23 protein-coding genes are annotated in these 24,051 nt (G+C 50.2%); 10 read left to right on the top strand and 13 right to left on the bottom strand.

Going from position 1 to position 24,051, the window contains the following annotated elements:
• Positions 1 to 20: 20 nt before the first annotated feature.
• The 8 genes from PGS38_RS05205 to PGS38_RS05170 all read left to right on the top strand — a co-directional run bounded on the left by PGS38_RS05205 (position 21) and on the right by PGS38_RS05170 (position 8,750).
• A complete protein-coding gene (locus PGS38_RS05205) occupies positions 21 to 1,229 on the top strand; it encodes an aspartate kinase (RefSeq protein WP_117509349.1) in 1,209 nt (402 codons plus the stop codon).
• A 148-nt stretch (positions 1,230 to 1,377) separates the two neighbouring features.
• Positions 1,378 to 1,896, top strand: coding sequence for a peptidylprolyl isomerase (locus PGS38_RS05200; RefSeq protein ID WP_055227969.1), 519 nt, complete (start codon positions 1,378 to 1,380; stop codon positions 1,894 to 1,896).
• Positions 1,897 to 1,898: 2 nt separating this feature from the next.
• Positions 1,899 to 2,429 (top strand): GNAT family N-acetyltransferase, encoded by a 531-nt coding sequence (locus PGS38_RS05195; protein ID WP_022462243.1) that lies wholly within the window; start codon positions 1,899 to 1,901, stop codon positions 2,427 to 2,429.
• A gap of 470 nt (positions 2,430 to 2,899) precedes the next feature.
• The gene (locus PGS38_RS05190; RefSeq protein WP_022462242.1) at positions 2,900 to 4,159 is read left to right on the top strand and encodes a saccharopine dehydrogenase family protein; all 1,260 of its coding nucleotides are present in this window, start codon (positions 2,900 to 2,902) and stop codon (positions 4,157 to 4,159) included.
• Positions 4,160 to 4,163: 4 nt separating this feature from the next.
• Positions 4,164 to 5,297 (top strand): carboxynorspermidine decarboxylase, encoded by a 1,134-nt coding sequence (gene nspC, locus PGS38_RS05185; RefSeq protein ID WP_270476003.1) that lies wholly within the window; start codon positions 4,164 to 4,166, stop codon positions 5,295 to 5,297.
• Positions 5,269 to 6,399 (top strand): agmatine deiminase, encoded by a 1,131-nt coding sequence (gene aguA, locus PGS38_RS05180; RefSeq protein WP_119188497.1) that lies wholly within the window; start codon positions 5,269 to 5,271, stop codon positions 6,397 to 6,399. Before nspC ends, aguA begins: the two co-directional genes overlap by 29 nt.
• Positions 6,396 to 7,274, top strand: coding sequence for an N-carbamoylputrescine amidase (gene aguB / locus PGS38_RS05175; RefSeq protein WP_119188496.1), 879 nt, complete (start codon positions 6,396 to 6,398; stop codon positions 7,272 to 7,274). The genes aguA and aguB overlap by 4 nt, the downstream gene beginning before the upstream one ends.
• 78 nt (positions 7,275 to 7,352) lie before the next feature.
• Positions 7,353 to 8,750, top strand: a complete 1,398-nt coding sequence (locus PGS38_RS05170; protein ID WP_119188495.1) for a Na+/H+ antiporter NhaC family protein — start codon at positions 7,353 to 7,355, stop codon at positions 8,748 to 8,750.
• Between the two features lie 74 nt (positions 8,751 to 8,824).
• Here PGS38_RS05170 and atpC read toward each other — a convergent pair whose 3' ends face one another.
• The 12 genes from atpC to PGS38_RS05110 form a co-directional block, all read right to left on the bottom strand.
• Complete coding sequence (gene atpC / locus PGS38_RS05165) at positions 8,825 to 9,226, bottom strand: ATP synthase F1 subunit epsilon (protein ID WP_022462237.1); 402 nt, start codon at positions 9,224 to 9,226, stop codon at positions 8,825 to 8,827.
• Between the two features lie 14 nt (positions 9,227 to 9,240).
• On the bottom strand, positions 9,241 to 10,641 hold the full coding sequence (gene atpD, locus PGS38_RS05160) for a F0F1 ATP synthase subunit beta (protein WP_022462236.1): 1,401 nt from the start codon (positions 10,639 to 10,641) through the stop codon (positions 9,241 to 9,243).
• A 35-nt stretch (positions 10,642 to 10,676) separates the two neighbouring features.
• On the bottom strand, positions 10,677 to 11,543 hold the full coding sequence (atpG, locus tag PGS38_RS05155; RefSeq protein WP_055220552.1) for an ATP synthase F1 subunit gamma: 867 nt from the start codon (positions 11,541 to 11,543) through the stop codon (positions 10,677 to 10,679).
• Positions 11,544 to 11,561: 18 nt separating this feature from the next.
• Positions 11,562 to 13,091, bottom strand: a complete 1,530-nt coding sequence (atpA, locus tag PGS38_RS05150; RefSeq protein ID WP_055220549.1) for a F0F1 ATP synthase subunit alpha — start codon at positions 13,089 to 13,091, stop codon at positions 11,562 to 11,564.
• A 9-nt stretch (positions 13,092 to 13,100) separates the two neighbouring features.
• A complete protein-coding gene (atpH, locus tag PGS38_RS05145) occupies positions 13,101 to 13,640 on the bottom strand; it encodes an ATP synthase F1 subunit delta (protein WP_270476001.1) in 540 nt (179 codons plus the stop codon).
• Complete coding sequence (atpF, locus tag PGS38_RS05140) at positions 13,637 to 14,140, bottom strand: F0F1 ATP synthase subunit B (RefSeq protein WP_022462448.1); 504 nt, start codon at positions 14,138 to 14,140, stop codon at positions 13,637 to 13,639. The genes atpH and atpF overlap by 4 nt, the downstream gene beginning before the upstream one ends.
• A 37-nt stretch (positions 14,141 to 14,177) precedes the next feature.
• Entirely contained in the window at positions 14,178 to 14,456 is a 279-nt protein-coding gene (gene atpE, locus PGS38_RS05135; RefSeq protein WP_022462449.1) for an ATP synthase F0 subunit C, read from the bottom strand.
• Between the two features lie 50 nt (positions 14,457 to 14,506).
• Positions 14,507 to 15,268 (bottom strand): F0F1 ATP synthase subunit A, encoded by a 762-nt coding sequence (locus PGS38_RS05130; RefSeq protein WP_022462450.1) that lies wholly within the window; start codon positions 15,266 to 15,268, stop codon positions 14,507 to 14,509.
• Positions 15,269 to 15,434: 166 nt separating this feature from the next.
• Positions 15,435 to 15,857: a hypothetical protein gene (locus tag PGS38_RS05125; protein WP_055227959.1), complete on the bottom strand. Its 423-nt coding sequence runs from the start codon at positions 15,855 to 15,857 to the stop codon at positions 15,435 to 15,437.
• A 104-nt stretch (positions 15,858 to 15,961) separates the two neighbouring features.
• A complete protein-coding gene (locus tag PGS38_RS05120; protein ID WP_055220696.1) occupies positions 15,962 to 16,246 on the bottom strand; it encodes an AtpZ/AtpI family protein in 285 nt (94 codons plus the stop codon).
• A gap of 248 nt (positions 16,247 to 16,494) precedes the next feature.
• Positions 16,495 to 19,092, bottom strand: coding sequence for an alpha-L-rhamnosidase (locus PGS38_RS05115; protein ID WP_118640378.1), 2,598 nt, complete (start codon positions 19,090 to 19,092; stop codon positions 16,495 to 16,497).
• A gap of 411 nt (positions 19,093 to 19,503) precedes the next feature.
• Entirely contained in the window at positions 19,504 to 20,082 is a 579-nt protein-coding gene (locus PGS38_RS05110; protein WP_118640360.1) for a nitroreductase family protein, read from the bottom strand.
• Positions 20,083 to 20,335: 253 nt separating this feature from the next.
• Here PGS38_RS05110 and PGS38_RS05105 point away from each other — a divergent pair, with 253 nt between their 5' ends.
• Both PGS38_RS05105 and PGS38_RS05100 read left to right on the top strand, forming a co-directional pair.
• Positions 20,336 to 21,412 carry an NAD(P)H-dependent flavin oxidoreductase gene (locus tag PGS38_RS05105; protein WP_118640359.1) on the top strand — a complete coding sequence of 359 codons (1,077 nt, stop codon included), beginning with the start codon at positions 20,336 to 20,338 and terminating at the stop codon, positions 21,410 to 21,412.
• 124 nt (positions 21,413 to 21,536) lie between these two features.
• A complete protein-coding gene (locus tag PGS38_RS05100; protein ID WP_118595019.1) occupies positions 21,537 to 22,910 on the top strand; it encodes a sodium-dependent transporter in 1,374 nt (457 codons plus the stop codon).
• Positions 22,911 to 23,001: 91 nt separating this feature from the next.
• On the opposite strand, the gene PGS38_RS05095 is transcribed toward PGS38_RS05100, so the two are convergent.
• A complete protein-coding gene (locus PGS38_RS05095) occupies positions 23,002 to 24,045 on the bottom strand; it encodes a sulfate/molybdate ABC transporter ATP-binding protein (protein ID WP_118595021.1) in 1,044 nt (347 codons plus the stop codon).
• Positions 24,046 to 24,051 lie beyond the last annotated feature (6 nt).

The following is a 24,051-nucleotide window of genomic DNA, read 5'->3' as shown; positions in this document are numbered from 1 at the left end:
GGAAAGAGATCAAAACTGTTATGCTGACTGTAATGAAATTTGGCGGAAGCTCCGTCGCAGATCTTGCGCACATCCGCAATGTAGCACAGCGCTGCATCGAAAAACAGCAGGCCGGAAGCCAGGTCGTTGTCGTTCTCTCCGCGATGGGAAAAACGACGGACGGACTGATTGCAACCGCAAAACAGATTACGGAAAAACCGTCCCGCCGCGAGATGGATATGCTTCTTGCCACCGGTGAACAGGTTTCCGTTTCCCTGATGGCCATAACCATGATTCAGATGGGCGTCAGTGCTGTTTCTTTAAATGCCTGGCAGGTACCGATGCACACGACCTCCGATTATCAGAACGCGCGCTTCAAACGGATCGACACCGAGCGCATCCGTAAAGAGCTGGATGACAACAAAATTGTCATTGTCACCGGCTTCCAGGGGATCAACAAATACGATGATATCACAACGCTCGGACGCGGCGGCTCCGATACGACTGCGGTTGCCCTCGCTGCAGAGCTGCACGCGGATGTCTGTGAAATCTACACGGATGTAGACGGCGTCTACACCGCAGATCCGCGGATTGTACCGAATGCGCGCAAAATGGAAGAGGTAACTTACGATGAAATGCTGGAGATGGCTTCGCTCGGCGCAAAAGTCCTTCACAGCAGATGCGTGGAAATCGCAAAAAAATACGGCGTGGAACTTCTGGTCTGCTCCAGTCTGAACCGGAATTCCGGAACGATGGTAAGGGAGAAAACCAAAATGGAAAAAATGTTAATCAGCGGCGTGGCTGCCGACAAAAATGTGGCAAAAATCCGTGTTGCAGGCCTTGGCAACGATCCGGAGAGCACGTTCCGCCTCTTAAATTTACTGGATCGGAACAATCTGAACATCGATGTCATGATCCAGTCACTCGGAAAGGACGGCACAAAGTCCGTTTCCTTTACCGTTGCAAAGCCGGATATGCTGCGCACGATCGATGTGCTGAACGACAATAAGGATTCGCTCGGCATCAAAAAGCTGGATTATGATGAGAACGTGGCAAAGATTTCCGTCATCGGAGCCGGTGTCCGCTCCCATTCGGGCGTGGCTGCCAAAATGTTCGGCGCGCTCGCCAATGCAGGAATCAATACCGAGATGATTACCACCTCAGAAATCCGCATCACTGCCCTGATCGACGAAGCATACGCAGATCAGGCAATGCGTGCGATCCATGAGACATTCCTGGAGCATGTCTGAAAAAGGGGGGACCCCTTTGATACCAGATTGCTACGTGCTTTGCACTCCGGCAATCATCAAAAACATTCGTAATCCGCTCATTTTTCTTCGAAAAATGGCTGCTTACGTCTTATCAAAAAATCGTTTAAAAATCAGGAGGAAAACAATGATGTCTAACCCAATCGTTACAATTACTATGGAAAACGGCGATGTGATGAAAGCAGAGCTTTACCCGGAAATCGCGCCGAACACCGTAAACAACTTCATCAGTCTGGTAAAAAAAGGCTTCTATGACGGCCTGATCTTCCACCGTGTCATCCCGGGATTCATGATCCAGGGCGGAGATCCGGCAGGCACAGGCGCCGGCGGCCCGGATTACTGCATCAAGGGTGAGTTCTCCCAGAACGGATTTGAGAACAACCTCGCACACACCCCAGGCGTTCTCTCCATGGCACGTACCATGTTCCCGGACAGCGCAGGAAGCCAGTTCTTCATCATGCACAAAGCTGCTCCGCATCTGGACGGCGCATACGCTGCTTTCGGAAAAGTAACAGAAGGCCTGGAAGTCGTAGATAAAATCGCATCTGTCAACACCGACTACAGCGACAAACCGCTGCAGCCGCAGAGAATGGCTACCGTTACCGTTGAGACCTTCGGCGTCGAGTATCCGGAACCGGAGAAATGCTAAGGATGAACGATGAACTGATGTTAGTTGAACCGTCGGAGGAATACTTCGCCGAGCTCGCCGCCTACCGGAACGATTTTCTGGAAAACAGCGATTCCATGGACGGCTGCGGACCGCTTCGCCGGTTTGATGATATGAAGGCGTATCTTGAAGATACCATGCGGTATACCAGAGAGGAGACTCTGCCGGAGGGCATGGTTCTCGCAACACAGTTTCTGTGCATCCGCAAATCAGACAACCGCCTTGTCGGCATGATTCAGGTGCGCCACTACCTGAACGATTTTCTGCGCACCTTTGGCGGCCATATCGGCTACTCCGTCCGCCCGTCGGAACGCAGAAAAGGCTATGCCTCCTGGATGCTGAAAAATGTGCAGCCGTACTGCAAAAGCCTCGGCCTTTCCGAAATTCTGGTCTGCTGCCTGGATACCAACGAGGGAAGCCGCAGAACGATCCTGAAAAATGGCGGCCGGTTCGACGGCACCGCTTATCGTGCCGATGAAAACAAAACACTGGAGCGTTACTGGATCACCCTGTGATTTTTAATCTTCCATTTCGCATAGCTCTGAATAGTTTCACAAATTTTTCTTGACATCCATGTCATTTCACTTTATAATTTGGAACTGCAAGCGAACAATTCTGTTCTTATGCAAAATATATGCCCCTGGTAAAAAACCGACGGACAGGCAGGGGTAGTTGCCGAGCGTGGTTAAGAGCCACATTATTGATTGCGTTAAAAGCGCAAATTTTATGAGTTGATTACTTTATAATCGATGCTCTACGACGAGCACATCATCTTATGAAACGGTCAATAAGAGTACGTGACTATATATTTCTGCATAGGAAAACAGGGAGAAGCCTGGATTTTTGTCCATCCCCTGAAGTTTGCACAATACGATCATGTATAAATTTCGATTTTTAGACAGATGATGCACGTCATCTGTCTTTTTTTCGTGCTTATAGCCAAAGATGAACCCAACACCATTTTCTGAAAAAGGAGAACCAAACAATGTCAAAAGTTATGATCATCGGATGCGGCGGTGTTGCATCCGTAGCCATTCACAAATGCTGCCAGAACAGCGAAGTATTTTCTGAAATTATGATTGCAAGCCGCACCCTTTCCAAGTGCGATGCTTTAAAAGAAAAGCTGGCTCCGACCACAAAAACCATTATCACAACAGCAAAGGTGGATGCCGACTGTACAGAAGAATTAATCGCCTTAATCAAACAGTATCAGCCGGATGCCGTATTAAATCTGGCTCTTCCTTATCAGGATCTTACCATTATGGATGCCTGCCTTGCATGTAAGGTTCCTTACATTGATACTGCAAACTACGAAGCAGAAAACACGGATGATCCGGCATGGCGTGCGATCTACGAAAAGAGATGCGAAGAGCTTGGCTTTTCTGCTTACTTTGATTACTCCTGGCAGTGGGCCTATATGGACCGTTTCAAGGAAGCCGGCATCACCGGTCTTCTCGGAACCGGCTTTGACCCTGGTGTCACCAGCGTTTTTGCAGCCTATGCACAGAAACACTATTTCGATGAAATTCACACGATTGATATTCTGGACTGCAACGGCGGCGATCATGGATATCCGTTTGCAACCAACTTCAATCCAGAAATCAACCTCCGCGAGGTATCCGCTCCCGGTTCTTACTGGGAAAACGGCCACTGGGTGGAAATTCCGCCAATGTCGATCAAACGGGAATATAACTTCGATGAGGTAGGCGAGAAGGATATGTACCTTCTTCACCATGAAGAAATTGAGGCTCTTGCAAAAAATATCCCGGGCGTAAAAAGAATCCGCTTCTTCATGACCTTCGGCCAGAGCTATCTGACCCATATGAAATGTCTGGAAAATGTAGGACTTCTCTCCACCACTCCGATTACCTTCAACGGACAGCAGATTGTACCGATCCAGTTTTTAAAAGAGCTTCTTCCGGATCCTTCCACTCTTGGTCCGCGCACCGTGGGTAAAACCAACATCGGCTGTATTTTTACCGGTATCAAGGACGGAAAAGAAAGAAGCATTTACATTTACAATGTCTGTGACCACCAGGAATGCTACCGGGAAGTAGAGTCTCAGGCAATCTCCTACACCACCGGCGTTCCGGCTATGATCGGAACCATGATGGTCGTGAACGGCCTCTGGAACAAGCCGGGTGTCTACACCACAGATGAATTCGATCCAGATCCGTACATGGAGGCACTCAACAAGTGGGGTCTTCCGTGGAAGGTCGTAGAAAATCCTGTTTTAGTAGATTAAGCCTATGTGTAAGATAAACGAACTGCCAACTCCCTGTTTTGTCATTGATGAAGGCAAACTGGAAGAAAACTTAAAGCTCCTGCACCAGGTAGAAGAACGCACCGGTGCAAAAATTCTGCTGGCTCAGAAATGCTTTTCCTGTTTTTCGGAATATCCGCTGATTGGAAGATACATCAGCGGAACGACTGCCAGCGGACTCTATGAGGCGCGGCTTGGCAAGGAAGAAATGGGGCTGGAGAATCATGTGTATTCTCCGGCCTACCGCCCGCAGGATATGAAAGAGCTCGCACAAATCTGCGATCACATTATTTTCAATTCAGAAAAACAGCTCCGAACATACCTCCCCGTACTTGAGGCTTCCGGAACCGCAAAAGCCGGACTTCGCATCAACCCGGAATGCTCCACGCAGGAAGGCCATGCGATTTACGATCCCTGTGCGCCCGGCTCCCGCATGGGCATCCGCGCCTGCGATTTTACAGACGAACTGGCCGATCTTGTGGATGGTCTTCATTTTCATACCCTCTGTGAACAGAATTCGGATGATCTGGAAAACACGCTGCGCGCCGTGGAAGAAAAATTCGGCAAGTGGCTTTTTAAAATGAACTGGCTTAACATGGGAGGCGGACATCATATCACCCGTGAGGATTACGATATCGAACGCCTGATTTCCTGTATCAACCATATGAAAGAAACGTATGGTCTTCAGATTTACCTGGAGCCCGGGGAAGCAGTTGCCTTAAACGCGGGCTACAATGTCACAGAAGTTCTCGATATTGTCGAAAATAACGGAAAAATTTTAATTCTTGACACTTCCGCCGCCTGCCATATGCCGGATGTGCTTGAGATGCCGTACCGCCCTCCGCTCAAAGACAGCGGACTGCCGGGGGAAAAGCCTTATACCTACCGCCTTTCCTGCAATACCTGCCTGGCGGGCGACGTAATCGGCGAATATTCCTTCGATTCCCAAATCCGGATCGGTGACAGACTGTATTTTGAAGATATGGCGATTTATTCGATGGTAAAAACCAATACCTTTAACGGAATCCCACTCCCTTCCATCGCGGTGATGGACAAAGCTGGAAACTGTCGAATCATAAAGGAGTTTGGATATGAAGATTTCAAAAACCGATTGTCTTAGCATCCCAAAAGCCGATGGCTTTTACATGCCGGGCGAATTTGAGCCCCATGAAGGCACGCTGATGATCTGGCCGTGGCGCCCCGGTTCCTGGAATTACGGGGCAAAAGCGGCCAGAGCGGCATTTGCAGAAATTGCAGAAACAATTGCCGCTTATGAGCAGGTCTATCTCTTCGTCCGGCCACAGGATAAAGCATCGGCACAGGAACTGCTTTCCTCCGACCGGATTCATCTGATCGAAGCCCCGACAGAGGATGCCTGGGCAAGAGATACCGGCGCTACGTTTGTGGTCAACGATCAGGGCGGGCGAAGAGGCATTCAATGGGAATTCAACGCCTGGGGCGGCCAGTATGACGGTCTGTACTCCCACTTTGAACATGACCGTGAGGTTCCTGAACGAATCTGCAGTTTTCTCGGAGATTCCTTCTATAATGCCCGCCCCTTTGTTCTGGAAGGCGGCTCCATCCATGTTGACGGGGAAGGAACCCTGCTTACGACCGAAGAATGTCTGCTGAGTCCGGGGCGCAATCCTTCTCTTACAAGAGCGGAAATTGAAGAAAAGCTGCGTCAGTATCTTTCGGTCGAGAAAATCATCTGGCTTCCTTTTGGTATTTACAACGATGAAACCAACGGCCATATCGATAATATGTGCTGCTTTGTAAAGCCAGGAGAAGTACTTCTTGCCTGGACAGATGACGAAAACGATCCTCAGTATGCCAGAAGCAGGGCCGCTTTTGATCTTCTCTCCCATACCGTTGACGCGAAGGGACGAAGCTTTGTAATTCACAAGCTGCCCATTCCAAAGCATCCCATCTGTATTACAGAAGAAGATCTTCTCGGCTATGATTTTGAAGCTGGCGAAGATCAGCGGGAAGCCGGGGAACGCCTTGCCGCCAGCTATATCAATTTTTATCTTGCCAATCACTGTGTCCTTCTTCCCCGTTTCGGTGATGAAAACGATACCGTGGCTGCAGAAATTCTCGGAGAATGCTTCCCCGATCGACGAATCTTTCCGATCGATGCACGCGTCATTCTGACCGGCGGAGGCAACATTCACTGTATTACCCAGCAGATTCCGGCAAAGAAAAGAGGAAACAGATTATGAGAAATATAAAAATTGCCGCACTGCAGTTTTCATGCTGCAGCCAGGTACAGGAAAATATAGACAAAGCAGAGACCATGGTCCGTGAAGCCGCTTCCAACGGCGCCAATCTCATCCTTCTTCCTGAATTATTTGAAAGACCGTATTTTTGTCAGGAAAAGCGATACGATTATTATGATTATGCCCTGCCTTTGACAGAAAATCCCGCCATCCGGCGTTTTCAGGCCGTTGCCGGAGAACTTGGGGTCGTGATTCCGGTCAGCTTTTATGAAAGGGATGTTCAGCGCCTGTTTAATTCCATTGCCATGATCGATGCAGACGGATCCATTCTTGGTGTTTACCGCAAGACCCATATCCCGGACGATCATTTTTATCAGGAAAAATTCTATTTCACTCCGGGAGATACGGGATTCAAGGTCTTTGAAACACGTTTCGGAGCCGTCGGCGTCGGCATCTGCTGGGATCAGTGGTTTCCGGAAACAGCACGATGCATGGCCGTTCAGGGTGCTGAAATCCTGCTCTATCCTACCGCGATCGGAAGTGAGCCGATCCTGAATGTAGACAGCAGCGGGCACTGGCGACGCGTCATGCAGGGACATGCTGCCGCAAATCTTGTTCCGGTTGCTGCTGCAAACCGGATTGGTACCGAAACCGTAACGCCCTGTGAAGAAAATGGCGGCCAGTCCTCTTCTCTTACTTTCTACGGCTCTTCCTTTATTGCCGATGCAACCGGTGAACTTGTGGCATCGGCCGGAAGAGATACCGAGGAAATCCTGTATGCCTCCTTCGATCTGGATGGCCTGCGCGAAGAACGTTTTTCCTGGGGGCTTTTCCGTGACCGGCGGCCGGAAACCTACCGTATCATGACGAAACAGTAAAGCCCTGTCTCTTCCTGTTGTAACTCTTCCTACAGCGGTGCGCTGCATCACATATTCTAACTACAAAGGAGAACCGCTATGCAATATGGAGTTTTATGTCTGCTGCCGCCTGCAGCGATGCTGATTTTTGCATTAAAAACAAAAAAATCTTTCGAAGCTCTGATTTTCGGAACCCTGGTTGCCTATCTCATCATGTATAAAGCGGCTTTTATCGAACCCTGGTGTGATCTGCTGCTTTCGGAGATCAGCAACGCAGATAACCAGTATATTCTTCTTCTCTGCGGACTGTTCGGAGGCTTCATCTTCCTGCTCCGCGAGGCAAAAGGAACACTTGGTTTTTCCAACCTGTTAAGCCGTTTCTGTAAAAATGAACGGATCACCATGATGATGTCGGTATTTCTCGGAATCATTATTTTTGTCGATGATTATCTTAACATCATGACCGTTGGAACCTGTATGAAGGATGTCTGTGATAAACGAAAAGTCCCACGCCAGGCCCTTGCCTATATCATTGACTCAACCGGTGCACCTGTCTGTGCACTGATTCCCTTTTCCACCTGGGTAGTTTTTTATTCCGGTGTTTTTATTCAGGAACCGGACATTCTCAATATGGGCTTTTCCACCGGTATGAGTGTTTACTTAAAAGTGCTTCCTTATATGTTTTATCCGATGACTGCCCTTCTGGTTGTGATTCTGTTTGCCTGCAAACTGATGCCAAAGCTCGGAAAAATGAAAGCTGCCTATACCGATCTGGAAAAGAAAGAGCAGACACCGGAGCATCCCAAAATGCACAATGCCCCTTCCGTTGACATTGCCATGGCCGGAATGAGCGTTGATTACCCGCTCGAAAATACCAATCCCGGAAATATACTGGATTTTCTGATCCCCATCGGAATTCTGATCGGTGTGACAGTAGCCACACAGGATATGATGCAGGCGATTATTCTTGCTCTTGCTTCCTGTATGATTCTTTATCTTCCGCGGAAAAAAATGACCTTTACGCGGTACGTGGAACTGTTCTTTGCCGGCTTTGCAGATATTCTTCCGGTTCTCGCCATTCTTCTTGCATCCTTTATGATCAAGACTGCCTGCGGCGAAATGGGACTCTCGGAATACGTCATCAACCTGTGTGTTCCGTATATGAATGCCAAAACACTGGCAGCTATTATTTTTGTTGTCATTGCAGTTCTGACCTTTGTCACCAGCTCTTTCTGGGGAATTGAGGCCGTAGCCGTTTCCATCGTTGTTCCGCTTGCCATCGCCCTTGATGCTAATGTACTCCTGGCGCTTGGCGCTGTCGTATCCGGCGGTGTTTTCGGAAGCCATGCATGCTTCTATTCCGACGCAACGGTTCTTTCCTCCGCGACCTGCGAGATTGACAATATGTCACATGCCGTGTCGCAGTTTCCTTACGTCCTGATCAGTGCTGCTCTCGCCGTAGCAGGATTCTTAATCTGCGGAATTTTTGCTCTTTAAAAAGCACCCTTAAAATAAAAAAAGTCTTCGACGATCGGATTTTCCCAGATTCGTCGAAGGCTTTTTTTGTTTTTTTATTCTTTTACACTCAACCGCACCAGCGCACGCTGCAGCTTGGCTTCGGCAATACGGTATTCTTTGTCCGTCAGACCGCCGTTTGCCAGCGCCTGCTCGGCCCTGTGTTTGGCAGCCTCGGCGCGCTCTGCATCAATATCCTCTTCCCACTCCCAGGTCGTTGCCAGGACACGGCAGACCCCGTTCATCATGGAAAGCATTCCGCCGATGCAGGCGGCATTTCTTCTCGTTCCGTCCTCCAGCACAATATGCGCCTCGCCCATACCGAGTGCAGTGCAGTAATTGCAGTGCCCAGGCAGAATTGCCAGGTCGCCGCTGATGGTTCTGCAGACAACGCGCGCTACGTCACCCTCATAGAGAAGTCCGTCCGGCGTGCCGACACGTAAAGGAAATGTACTCATACGTCATTCCTCCTTTACTGATTCAGTGCTTTTGCTTTTTCAAATACCTCGTCGATGGTACCTGCAAACAGGAAGCAGCTCTCCGGAAGATCGTCGCACTCGCCGTCAAGGATCATGCGGAATCCGCGCAGAGTTTCTTTTAACGGCACATATTTTCCTTCCATACCGGTAAACTGCTCCGCTACCGAGAAGCTCTGGGACAGGAAACGCTGTACCTTACGGGCACGGCTGACCGTCAGCTTATCCTCCTCGGACAGTTCATCCATACCCATGATGGCGATGATATCCTGCAGCTCTTTGTATCTCTGCAGCACCTGCTGTACGGCACGTGCTACCTCATAGTGCTCATGGCCTACGATTTCCGGTGTCAGGATACGGCTGGTAGAATCGAGCGGATCAACAGCCGGGTAAATACCCTGGCTGGAGATTTCACGGGAAAGTACCGTCGTGGCATCCAGATGGGTAAACGTTGTTGCCGGAGCCGGGTCGGTCAGGTCATCGGCCGGCACGTAAACAGCCTGTACCGATGTGATGGATCCCTTTCTTGTGGAAGTAATACGCTCCTGCAGTGCGCCCATCTCGGTTGCCAGCGTCGGCTGGTATCCTACTGCGGACGGCATACGGCCAAGCAGAGCCGAAACCTCGGAACCTGCCTGCGTAAATCGGAAAATATTATCGATGAACAGCAGCACATCCTGATTTTTCACATCACGGAAGTATTCTGCCATGGTAAGGCCGGAAAGTCCGACACGCATACGCGCTCCCGGCGGCTCGTTCATCTGTCCATAGACCAGTGCTGTTTTATCGATAACACCGCTCTCTTTCATCTCGTTGTAAAGGTCATTTCCTTCACGGGTACGCTCTCCGACACCGGTGAAAACGGAAAGTCCGCCGTGCGCCGTTGCCACGTTGTGGATCAGCTCCATGATAAGGACTGTTTTTCCAACGCCGGCACCGCCGAACAGACCGATTTTTCCGCCCTTGGCATACGGGCAGATCAGGTCAACGACCTTGATTCCGGTTTCGAGGATCTCCGTTGCCGGAACCTGTTCCTCATAGGACGGCGGATCGCGGTGGATCGGCCATTTTTCTGCTGTTTCCGGTGCCGGCTTATTGTCTACGGTCTCACCGAGCAGGTTGAACACGCGGCCTAAGCACTCCTCTCCGACCGGAACGGCGATCGGGCCGCCCGTGTCAACTGCTTTTGTTCCGCGGACAAGTCCGTCTGTGGACTTCATGGCAATGCAGCGGACCATGTTGTCGCCCGTCTGCTGCGCCACTTCCACAACCAGCTTCTCGCCGTGGTTGTCTATCTCGATGGCATTCAGAAGTGCCGGCAGCTCTCCTTCCGGAAAACGGATGTCCAGAACAGGACCCGTTACCTGCACAACCTCGCCAATGTGTTTTTCACTCATTTAACGACTTCTCCTCACTTTTCTTGTTTCCACTCTTACACGCCTTCCGCACCGCCGACAATCTCCGTGATCTCCTGCGTAATGCTTGCCTGACGGGCACGGTTGTAATACAGATTGAGCTGTTCAATCATCTCCTCTGCATTTCCCGTTGCCGCCTCCATTGCGGTACGGCGTGCCGCAAGCTCACTTGCCACACTCTCACAGATACCGCCGTAGATCAGGCCGCCTAAGTATTCCGGCACAATCGCTTCGAATACCTCGACACCGTTTGGCTCATACAGGATCAGATTCCGGATTTTTTTCGCTTCCGGATCCTCTCCGTCCTCTTTTGCAATGTCAATCAGAGGCAGGATCGGCACGGAAACCGGCATCTGCGACAGCATCGACACGAATTTTGTGTAACAAAGCTCCACATGTCCGAAGGTCCCTTTCCGGAACTCACGGCACAGTGCGCGCGCGATCTCAAAGCTGTCTGCCACAGAAAGATTTGCGATCTCGGCAAAGCTGTCCGTCAGAATGTCCAGCTTCCGGGATTTTGCATACTCCACTGCCTTTTTGCCGACCGGAACCACACAGATCTCTTTTCCTTTGGCATCTGCCTCAAAGCATCGGAACAGATTCGCGTTGTATCCGCCCGCAAGGCCGCGGTCTCCGGCAACCAGCACGTAGCAGCATTTCTCGTTTTTTGCCTCTTTTGCATAAATGGAATAAAATTCCGTGTTTCCTTTTGCAATATCCTGCAAAGTGCGGTACAGCTCCTGAAAATACGGACGGCAGGTATCAGCCCGCTCCTTCGCTTTTCGCAGCTTGGAGGACGCTACAAGTTCCATCGCCTTGGTAATCTGCATCGTGCTTTCGACACTTTTGATCCGCAGCTTTACGGCTTTCATGTTTGCAGCCATAGGCTCCTCCTTCTTTCCTTATTTTGCAGGTCTTGTATTGATAAAGTTTTCGGTGTACGATTCGAGCGCACTTTTCAGCTTCTCTTCGGTATCTGCCTCGAGTTTTCCGGTTGCGGAAATCTCCTGCATCACGGCAGCACCCTCTGCATCGGTATCAAGCCAGGTATACAGTCCGTCCTCATAGGCGCGGACATCCTCAGCTGCAACCTTTGACAGAATTCCTTTCGTTACCGCATAAAGAATGGCCACCTGTTTTTCTACCGGAACCGGTGCATTCTGGTTCTGTTTTAATACTTCCACGATACGCACACCCTGCTCCAGACGCGCCTTTGTATCGGCATCCAGATCGGATCCGAACTGTGCAAAACTTGCCAGCTCGCGGTACTGGGAATAGATCAGTTTCAGAGTTCCGGCTACCTTCTTCATCGCCTTAATCTGCGCATTTCCACCGACACGGGATACGGATACGCCAGGGTTTACCGCCGGCATAACGCCCGAGTGGAACAGCTCTGTCTCAAGGAAAATCTGTCCGTCTGTGATGGAGATGACATTCGTCGGAATATAGGCGGAAATATCGCCTGCCTGGGTCTCAATGATCGGCAGGGCCGTCATGGATCCGCCGCCGTGTTCATCGTCCAGCTTTGCGGCACGCTCCAGAAGTCTGGAATGGAGATAGAAAACATCTCCCGGATAAGCCTCACGTCCCGGCGGACGGCGGATCAGCAGGGAGAGTGCACGGTATGCAACCGCGTGCTTACTTAAGTCATCATAAATGATCAGCACATCTTTTCCCTGATACATAAAGTACTCGCCCATGGCACAGCCGGAATACGGTACGATATACTGCAGCGGGCTCGCTTCGGATGCCGTCGCTGCCACGACGATGGTGTACGCCATTGCGCCGTTCTTCTCAAGATTTTCTACTAAGGACGCTACTGTCGAACGTTTCTGTCCGATGGCAACGTAGATACAGATCACATCCTTGCCTTTCTGGTTCAGAATGGTATCGGTTGCAATCGTTGTCTTTCCGGTCTGACGGTCTCCGATGATCAGCTCTCGCTGACCTCTTCCGATCGGAACCATGGAATCGATCGCTTTAATACCGGTCTGCAGCGGCTGATTAACACCTTTTCTCTCACAGATGCCCGGTGCCGGGCTTTCAATCGGACGGTACTCTGCTGCCGTAATCGGGCCTGCGCCGTCGATTGGCTGGCCGAGCGCGTTGACAACGCGTCCGATCATGCCTTCTCCGACCGGAACCGAAACGACCTTTCCCGTTCTTTTTACAAGCTGTCCCTCGCTGATGTTCTCGCCGGAACCGAATAAAACGACAGATACGCTGTTTTCCTCGAGGTTCTGTGCCATTCCATAGCTTCCATCCTCAAATTCCAGCAGCTCGCCTGCCATGCAGTTCGAAAGACCGCTGGCTCTTGCGATTCCGTCTCCGACCATCAGAACGGTGCCTGTCTCATCCTGCCGGATCGCATTTTCATAATATTTGATCTGGCTGCGGATGACCTTGGATATTTCTTCTGGTTTCAGTTGCATGTTTTCCTCCTACACCACTGTATTGCTGATTCTTCTGGAAAGCTCGGCCAAACGTCCCTTTACGGTTCCGTCAAACAGCTTTCCGTCGAGTTCTACGCGGACACCCGCCAGAACGGACGGATCGGTTTTCAGTTCTATCACGACCGTTTTTCCACTCATCGTTTCCAGTTTTTTCTTCAGAAGCTCTTCCTGTTCCTTCGACAGGGATGCTGCGCTCGTCACAACTGCCTCGGCAATGTTGTGGGCTGCGTAGTATCTGCGCTGAAATGCTTCCTGGCATCCGCCGAATTCACGGAGAAGATTTTTTTCACACAGCAGTTTGATAAAATTGACCAAATACGGTTCCGCCTGGCTGCCAAATGCCGCGTCGATCAGCCCGATCCGCTCTTTTCGCGGAATCGAAGGCTCCGATAAAAGGCGCGGATACTCCGGGTTTTCCCGGAACAGAGCTCGGATCTCCTTCATCTCGGAAAGGATTTCCTCTTCGAGATGCTCCTCCTGGGCCAGCTCATACAGGCTCCCACCGTATACTCTGGCAGTTTCTGTCATGATGCTTCACCTACATTCGATATAAATTCATCTATCAGCTTCTCATGGTCTTTTTCATTAATCTCACGTTCAATGACCTTTCCGGCAATATCCATGGCAATGCCGCCGATCTCGCCTTTGACTTCATTGACCGCTTTCTTTTTCTCCTGGGCAATCTCTTTTTCTGCCTTGTTTTTCAGGGCAGCCGCCTGTTCGGAAGCCTCTTTTACGATTTTCTCGCTCTGCAGCGTTGCTGTCTTTCTGGCGCTTTCGAGAATCTCGTTGGCCTTTGCCTTGGCCTCCTGCATATTCTGCTCATATTCCTCTTTGATGGCGTTGGCTTCTTTTTTTGCCGCCTCTGCGTCTGTGATCTCCGCATCGGCTGCCGCACGCCGTTTTTCCAGCATCTCATTGATCGGTTTGAAAAGGAACCGTTTGATCAGATACATCTGGATGAAGAGGTTGCAGATCTGTGCGATAAAAGTCCAGGGGACAATTCCTACCAGTTCCTGAACCTGCATAGTTTCTTTCCTCCTAGCAATCATTTACTCCTTGCAACTATTTCAGGAAGTTCATGAACATTCCCGGTGCTACGAAGATCAGAAGCAGGCCGGTTACGAAACCGTAAATACCTGTGGTCTCTGCGATCGCACAGCCAAGAAGCATCGTACTTGTTACATCACCTTTGCATTCCGGCTGACGTCCGATTGCCTCAAGTGCCTTTGCTACGGCGTTACCTTCACCGATACCAGGTCCGATACCTGCGATCAGGGAGCATCCTGCGCCGATTGCGCATCCTGCGAGAGCGATACCTTTTGCTAAAATCTGAAAATCCATCTTGTTTTCCTCCTGTATTTTCTTTTTGTAAACCTCATTTTTTAATCTCTTTAGCCTTCTTCTGCTGCATTCGCAATGTACATGACAGTCAGCATACAGAAAATAAAGGCCTGCATCACGCCGGAGAACCAGTCAAAATAGACCGACAGAACAGCCGGGACACCGACGTCCAGAATCGGGATCTGTGAAAGGGTTCTTCCGAGCACGCCGGGAAGCAGTCCCAGCAGCTTTCCGCTTGCCAGTGCCAGCGATCCGTAGATCAGGGCATTGATGACAACGCCGGAAAGAATGTTTCCAAAGTGACGGCACGCCATACTGATCGGCGTTGCGAGCTCCGACAAAACGTTAAACGGTGTCATAACCGCAATCGGAGTCGTGAAGCCCTTCAGATATCCGCCAAAACCGTTGGTTTTGATCTTCTGTGTGGTGATCATGATGAAAACCACAACAGCCCAGGCCGCCTCGGTAGAAAGATCTGCTGTCGGACTTCGAAGTCCGATCAGGCTGATCAGGTTCGAGACAACGCTGGTCGCGAAAAGCGCCGACACAAAAGGAATCAGATACCGGAATTTTTCTCCCATGTTGCCGATGACGAATTTATTTGCGGTTTCCACAATCATTTCTGCCACCGCCTGGCGTTTGGAGATGTTCCGTATCTTCAAATCTCTTGTGAGCCAGATGCAAAGTCCGGTAATGAGTGCCATTACAATCCAGCTTACCACCAGCGTTTCGCTGATCTGAATTTTCCCGAACAGCGGGAAATCGATAGGGATCGTAAAAAAGACTTTTGCACCGGAGATATCAACCTCCATTCTCTTTTCTCACCTCCTCTGTATGAGATAAAATAAAAAATTTGAACCTTTTGTCAAAGCGGATCTTCACAATCCGCTTCGCTGCTTGCTCATAACCGAATCGCTGCTTCGCTGTTTCGGTTTCAAAACGCCGTCCCGTCTTTGCGGCTTTCGCCAAAGATCAGGTTCAGCGCTTTATGCTGTTTTTTATGCCCTTCAGCTTGATGGCCGTTCCCGGAATTAAAAGCGGCAGGATTCCTGCGGCAAACTGAAAGCATGGAAGCACAATCGCCAGAATTGCCCAGAGCATCTGCATCAGGTTTCTCTGCGAATAGCTTGCCTGCATCCGCCGTTTTGCTCCCGCCTCGTCTGTCTCGGACACTGCTTTTTGTACTGCCATGCCCATCAGGAAAAAGTTCAGCACCGCAACGGCACCGCCTCCGATTCCCCCGAGGATCACCCGATAGTCAAATGGGATTTTTTCCGGCCAGATCAGGTGCAGGATCAGAAACCCGACCCACATCACAACCACGCCGACAACAGTATAGATGGCAACATTTTTCGTCTCCTTTTTTACGGCCGGCTGGACCTTGTCTCCGAAATTGCTCATATCGCCTTGTTTCCTTTCTAATGGATTTTCCCCTTAAAATCAGTCTGAAATCTTTTCTCTGCCACTTGATCTTCGTCAACTGTGAAAACTTTTTCAGACACGTTCTAAATATGTCGGTTGAAAGACACCCGCTTTTTCTTCTTTTTTCCGTCCGGCTCCGTCTCGATGCGTTTCTGATGCCGCAGAACGCTCTGCCCGAATTTCCAGGCTGTCACGGCACCGCCTCCGATCCCAAAGAAAAAGCCGATCAGATAAATCCATGTTCCAACCGAAAAGCGGTCGCAAAGCCACCAGCAAAGTGCCAGACAAAGAAAAAGAGGCGTCACAAGGGACAGTCCGAATTGTGTCAACATTGTGAGATTGGTAATCATCCCCGTCCACTTCTTCATATCCTGTCCCTTTCTGCCGTCTCTTTTTTGTCAGACTTTCGGGTCTGCGTTCTGTCTTCCATTTTTGTAACCGCTTAGTCAGATTGTACCATAAACGTTTTCATAAGACAAATGAATTTGTATATTTTCCAAATTATTTGTTTTTATTTACATTCTTTTCATAATAATTGGAACAATTTTCTCATTTTGTCCCATTGCAAAATTGCAGCGTTCACCTCGCTTCTTATTTTTTGAAAAAAACTGCGGTTTTATTCCACACATACTGCCGTTTTTTCTTTCCAACCGGAAAGCTGATAGCTTACCTCATAGTGTCCCGGCTCCAGCAGGTATCTGCCGTTTTCTTCTGATCCGAGCACTTCTGCAACCGCTTCTTTTTCACTTTTGGCAACCATTGGAAGTATGGCCTCTGCGGTACAGTCGAACGGAACATCCATGGTGATGGTCACGTGCTCTTTGTCGGAAAGCTCCCAGCGAATGCTGTACATTCCCGATGCAGAATCATATTTTGCCTCTGCATACCTCAAATCCCAGTTCAGCGTCGGTGCAAACTGTACGGTCCTGGCACCCGGATGGGATTCCATCGTGTTGATGCCGGCAACGTGACGGAACATCCATTCCTGGATGGAGCCGTAAGCATAATGGTTCATACTGTTCATGCTGATGCCGGAAATCGTACCGTCCGCAAGAAGAGAATTCCAGCGTTCCCAGACGGTAGTTGCACCAAGCTTAACCTCATAAAGCCAACCCGGAAATTCCTCGTTCAGCAACAGTTCGTAGGCAAGATCATTCATGCCGTTGTCGGTGAGCACATTGTTCAGCAATGGTGTTCCGACAAATCCCGTCTTCAGTTTGTGGTTACTCTGCTCAAACAGCTTCAGAAGCTGCCGTTTTGTCAGCTCTTCGTTCTTTGACAGATGGTATTTCAGCGTCAGCAGCAGCGCCGTCTGTGTTTTGATGCAGCAGCGGCCTGTTGCGCTGTAATATTCTTCCTGTACCACAGCAAACTGCTCCTCGGACAGCTTCTGATACTTCTCCTGCTCCTCGTGGTATCTCAGCACACCGGCCGCTTTTGCCACGATTCCTGCGCTGATCGCATAATACAGGTTTGCAATAAACTCCTCGTCCGTTGCACCCATGACCTGCTCCGCGCCCTGTACCGGATTGTCCAGTGCCAGCCAGTCGCCGAAGTGGAAAACAGATCGCCAGCCATGGTTGTCCCCATCCACTTTCGTGATGTACTCCACCCACGATTTCATGCTCACAAACTGATCTTCCAGAATGCTCTTGTCCCCGTAAAACAGATACAGATTCCACGGAATGATGCACGCCGCATCGCCCCAGACACACGCTGCATCCTCGACGCCGCACGACGGCACCACGTGCGGCACCTTTCCGCCGAGCACGCTCTGCTCTTTTGCCATGTCGTACAGGTATTTTGCATAGAATGCATACGTATCTTCGAGATACATCGCCGTCGGCGAGAATACCTGCGCATCTCCCGTCCATCCCATACGCTCGTCACGCTGCGGGCAGTCGGTTGGAACATCTACAAAATTGCACTTTAAGCCCCAGCGCACATTGCTGATGAGCTGATTGACCAAATCACTTCCTGTTTTCATCCAGCCTGTCGCTGTGATGTTGCTGTAATAAGAAAGACCCGTGAAATCCTCTTTTTTCAGATCCGGAATGCCTTCGATCTTCACGTAACGGTAGCCGTAGAACGTAAAATGCGGCACAAGATCCATTTCGGTTCCATCGGAAATATAGATGTATTCGGATTTTGCACTCCGCAGATTGTCATTGTAGAAATTGCCGCGTTGCAAAATCTCACCTGTCTGAACATGAATTTTGGTTCCTGCCGGCACGTTGACATGCAGCTTGAAAATTCCCGTAAACTCCTGCCCCATATCGAAGACCAGCTCGCCGGCCGGAGTATGAAGCAGTTCTTTAGGTTCAAACGTCTCATGAATCGTCACCGGAAGGCTCATGCGTTCCGTCAGTTCTCCTTTTGGTGCCTCACAAAAAACCGCCTTCTCCAATGGCAGTTCCGACAGCGTGTCGTCCCGGTGCTCACCGTCGTAAAGATTCGAGAATGCAATTTTACTGCGCCGCACCTGCCACGATTCATCCGTGCCAATCACCTCTTCCGAACCGTCCGCATACGTCAGATGCAGCTCCGCAATCAGCTTCCACTCATTGCCGTAAAATCCCTTGTCCTCAAACGCACTGAATCCAAACCGCGCCTTGTACCAGCCGTTTCCAAGCAGCACACGGAGCATTCCCTGTTTTGAAACCTCCTCTGTCACATCATACGTCTGATACTGTACCCATTCATTGTAATCATTGCTGTACGGCGTCAGGTACTCATCCCCGACACGCTTCTCATCCACATACACCTCATACAGTCCAAGTCCGCAGACATACAGCCTGGCCTTCGCTACCTCTTTTGCCGGAACAATTTCTTTTTCAAAATATGGATGACGGTTCTCCTTACTGTCACAGGAAATCCATTTTCCTGTCCATGCTTCATTCCGTTTTCCGGTCTCAAAAAACTGTACTTCACTCACCGCCGTCTCCCCGGCATCACTGCCCGCTTCCACGTTCCAGTAATACCGCGTTCTCGGCTCCAGATCCAGCTTCACCGGATAGAAAAGACTGCTCGCCTTATCATCCTCTCCGGAATCAAACAGCAGATGCTCCATCGCTGCATCCGATGCTACACGGATTCTCGCATAGCTCTGTTTTTTTCCTTCCGCGTCTTTCACTTTCCAGGAAAAGACCGTTCTCTCCATTCGGAACCCCATTGGATTTTCCAGATGATTCACCTGTGCGTGATAAATTTTCATTTCAATATCCTCCTCCACCTTATTTTTGAAAATTCCCCCATTTTTTCTCATTTTATCATGATCCCTTTCGAGAAAAAAGGTTCTGTTTTGCAGGAAAAAACATCTTTATTTGCACCATTTCCTGCCCACCAGACATCTCCCGGATTGCCAGAAAGTATGGGACATTTTCCCTTTTTCGGGCTACACCGAAACTAATAAGAGCCTGTGCTTTCCTTTCCCCTCCGCCGCAGTGCGATCCTGCCCGGAGGGCTTTTTACTTTACAGGAAAATTCAACGAAGTTTCCTGTAAAGTAAAAAAATGCCGGATTCTTTGAACCGCCCCAAGAAATCAGATTTTTTAGATCTAACTTTTTAGGACGGTTCATCCGACATTTTTCCGGAATTTTCCGGCTCTATCTTCAGTTTCTATCTTCAGTTCAGCAATTCATCCGCCAGCGTTCTCTTCGGCACATAGTGCACATCATTTTCATCCCGGTAATAATTCGTATTCCCATCCTCCGGCACATCTACCAGATGAATCTCCTCCGCCGGTTTTCCAAACGCCACAATCAAAAGCGGCCGGATCTCCTCTGGCAGTCCAAGCACTTCCATCACCTCGTCCGCCTGAAAATTCCCGATCATGCAGCCGCCAAGCCCCTGCTCCACAGCCGCAAGCAGCATCGTCTGCGCCACAATCCCGACATCCTTCTGATACCGGTTCAGATTCTCATCAATCCCCTTATTCTGACAGATCACAACAAAGCCCGTCGGCCGTTTTCCCGGATGCGGCAAAACCATCTCCGGCAGCGCCCGCGCCCACTTTGTCAGTCCCTGCACCTTCTCCACTTCTTCCGGCTCCCACGCCAGAAAATACTTCAACGGCTGCTTATTCACACTCGAAGGACAAAGCCGCGCACAATCCACAAACCCTTCCAACGTCTCCCGCGAAATCCGCACCGACTCATCAAAACCACGATAACTCCTGTTCTTCAACACCAGATCCCTTAACATGTCCCATATCCTCCTGTCTCAAATTTACTTTCTACCACCCACTCTACCACACCTCCCCACCCCCCGCAATCACCTTTTTCATTTTCCCTCTTGACATACTTTGATATTCAAAGTATTATATATCTAGTTTTAAAAACCACATGCTAAAGTATTTTACATCACATATTTATTCTATTTATTCGTCACCAATAACCAGATCCACGGCGCGGCGGCAGCCACTGGATCGTCCGTTTATCAAAAAAGGAGAATTTATATGCTTCCAGAATTAAAAATAGGAAATTTAGTTGCCAGATACCCCATCATCCAAGGCGGAATGGGCGTCGGCATCAGCCTCTCATCCCTCGCCGGTGCCGTTGCCAAAGCCGGCGGAATCGGCGTCATCTCCGCTGCCCAGCCCGGCTGGCGCGATCCGGAATTCGCGCGTGATCCCTTAAGCGCCAATCTTCGCGCCCTCGCCTTCCACATCCGCCGCGCCAAAGAAATCTCAAACGGCGGCATCATCGGCGTCAATATCATGTGCGCTCTGACCCACTACGAGGAATACGTCCGCTGCTGCATCGAAAACGGAGCCGATCTCATCATCTCCGGGGCCGGTCTCCCGACCGATCTGCCAAAATACACAAAGGGAAGCTCCATCAAGCTCGCCCCTATCGTTTCCCCTCCCCGGACTGCCAAGGTTCTTCTGAAGCTTTGGGACAATCACTATCACCGCGTTCCTGATCTCGTTGTCATCGAAGGTCCTGCAGCCGGAGGCCATCTCGGCTACTCCGCCGAAACCGTGGAAGAAACAGCACGGCGCGGCTACGATGACGAAATCCGGGAAATTCTGCAGATTGTACATGGCTACGAAGAAAAATATGCCTGTACCATCCCCGTCGTCTTTGCCGGAGGCGTCTACACCCATGAGGATATCCTTCACTATCTGTCGCTTGGCTGCGCAGGCGTCCAGATGGCTACCCGTTTCGTTGTCACGGAAGAATGCGATGCCGCTCCCCGCTACAAACAGGCATACCTGAATGCAAAAAAAGAAGATATCACGATCATGCACAGTCCGGTCGGCATGCCGGGCCGCGCAATCCGCAATCCGTTTCTGACGGAACGCGAACAGGAACGGGAAAAAATCTCACACTGCTACCAGTGCCTCAAAAAATGCGACAAAGCCTCCATTCCCTACTGTATTACCACAGCCCTGGCCCGCGCTGCCGATGGCGATACCGACAACGCTCTTCTTTTCTGCGGGGAAAACGCATGGCGTCTCGATCACATGACCACTGTGCCGGAGCTGATGGCGGAACTGGCCGGGGAATCCCTGCCGGACAGCAAAAAATAAAAAATTTAGTAGTGACTTTCCTTCCCAATAATGTTACAATCTTCTTTATGGTGTCAGCATAAAAAATCTTCAAGAACTGACCATAAACCCAAAATTTTTGTAACACACAAAAGGAAGGAACTCTATGAACAAACACAACAAATCCCGCAGCTCGTTTTCCGGCAAAATCGGTTACGTGCTGGCTGCAGCAGGCGCTTCCGTCGGACTTGGAAATATCTGGCGTTTTCCCTACCTCGCAGCAAAATACGGCGGAGGAATTTTCCTCCTCATTTATATCCTGCTGGCGCTCACCTTCGGCTACTCCATGATCGTTGCCGAGTCCGCCATCGGACGCATGACACGAAAAAGCCCGGTCGGCGCTTTCCAGTCGTTCGGCAAATCGAAATGGCTTTCCGCCGGGGGCTGGATCAACGCCATTATCCCGATTCTGATCGTTCCATACTACTCTGTCATCGGAGGATGGGTCATCAAATATCTGATCGAATACGTGAAGGGCAACAGTACCCTGCTCGCAGAGGACGGCTATTTTTCCGGCTTCATCTCAAACGGAGTTTCCACAGAGCTCTGTTTTGCCGTTTTCTGCCTTATTACGGTCGCCATCATCTACGCCGGTGTGCGAAACGGCATTGAACGCGTTTCCAAGGTGATGATGCCGATTCTGATCGTCCTTTCCGTTATCATTACCGTTTATTCCGTAACAAGACCGGGCGCACTGGCAGGCGTGAAGTATTTCCTTGTTCCGAACCTCAAAAACTTTTCATGGATGTCCGTTGTTGCCGCCATGGGACAGATGTTCTACTCCCTCTCGATTGCGATGGGTATTCTGATCACCTTTGGCTCCTACATGAAAAAAGACACCTCGATTGAGGATTCCACACGCAACGTCGAAATCTTTGACACTGCCATTGCGATCATGGCAGGCCTGATGATCATTCCTGCCGTCTTTGCCTTCTCCGGCGGAAATCCGGATACCCTGCAGGCAGGACCTTCCCTGATGTTTATCACCATCCCGAAGGTATTCGCCAATATGGGCTTTGGCACTGTGATCGGTATTCTGTTTTTCCTTCTGGTGCTGTTTGCCGCACTGACCAGCTCCATTGCATTGACAGAAAGCGCCGTTTCCACCTTTGAGGATGAGCTCGGCTGGGGCCGTAAAAAATCGACCGTTCTGATCGGCGTTATCATGATTACGCTCGGAACGCTCTCCTGCCTTGGCTACGGACCGTTTTCCTCCGTCACCATTCTTGGCATGCAGTTCCTGGATTTCTTCGACTTCCTGACAAACTCCGTAATGATGCCAATTGCTGCCATTGCCACCTGTCTTCTCGTTTCGAGAGTCATCGGTGTGGCAAAAATCGAGGAAGAAATCATCCATGGCGAGAGCCGCTTCCGCAGAAAGAAAATCTTTCTTGTCATGATCCAGTATCTCTGCCCGGTGTTTGCACTGATCATTCTGTTCAGTTCCGTGGCAAATGCATTCGGCTGGATCACCATGTAATGAATCTGTAAACGATGAAAAAAGATTGTTTTCGAAACACGATCACGATTTCGAAAACAATCTTTTTTTATCCAAATCTGTCACACCAGCATCAGGAATCCGTCAGCAGCAGAATATCTTCCTCCTTCAGATACAGCTCCTTTGGAATCCCCATTTCCGGGCTCCAGTCTGTTTTTGCGATCTTCCACTGCAGCCAGCTGCATTCGGCATTCTTCCGGAACGAAATGTTCCATTCAAACGGATCTTCCCAGATTTCGGATTCGTTGACCGGAAATACATTTTCCTCACCCGGCCTTTCTACTGTGGCCAGAAAATGTGCCCGGATGCCGACTGCGCGGATATCGTCTGCAATTTCCCGCTCCTTTACGTGCAGCGTTACGCCCCAGTCCACGGCCCGCAGCGTGTGCGCATCCACCCGCTCGGCCGCCGAAATGTTCTTGCAGCCCGACAAAATTGCCGCTGTGCGCGTCTTCGGATTCTGGAAAAATTCCTTCAGCGGTTCCATGACTTCCATCTTTCCCCGGTTCATACAGCTGACCGTATCGCAGAGGCAGTACACCTCATCGCGGTTGTGTGATACGAAGATGACCGGTTTTCCGGCCTCCTTCAGATGTTTGTACATCTCCTGCTCCAACTGCCATTTCAGATAGGTATCGAGCGCTGAAAACGGCTCGTCGAGCAGAATCAGCTCCGGCTCTGCTGCGAGCATCCGTGCCATCGCGACGCGCTGTTTCTGTCCGCCGGAAAGCTGTCCCGGGATCTTTTTCTCCAGCCCTTCCAGCTGAAACTGGCGGATCAACGATTCCGTCCGGCTCCGGTCCGGCCGTTTTCCCATGCCTGCCTCAATATTCTGCACAACATTCATATGCGGAAACAGGGCGTAATCCTGGAACATATAACCGACTTTCCGCTTCTGCGGCGGCAGATTGATTTTTTTCTCCGAATCAAACAGCACCTTGCCGTCAAGGACAATCCGCCCTTCATCCGGCTTTTCGATTCCGGCGATGCACTTTAAGGTCATGCTTTTTCCACAGCCCGACGCGCCGAGAATCGCAAAAATCTCCCGCTCCGCCCGGAACTGCATATGCATAAAAAATCCGTCCAGCTTTTTCGTAATATCTACTTCAAGCGCCATTCTTTA

The organism is Fusicatenibacter saccharivorans (genome assembly GCF_027667425.1).
Classification (GTDB): Bacteria; Bacillota; Clostridia; order Lachnospirales; family Lachnospiraceae; genus Fusicatenibacter; species Fusicatenibacter saccharivorans.
Note: the sequence above shows the minus strand (reverse complement) of the source record. Positions and strands in the feature narration are given on the sequence as shown.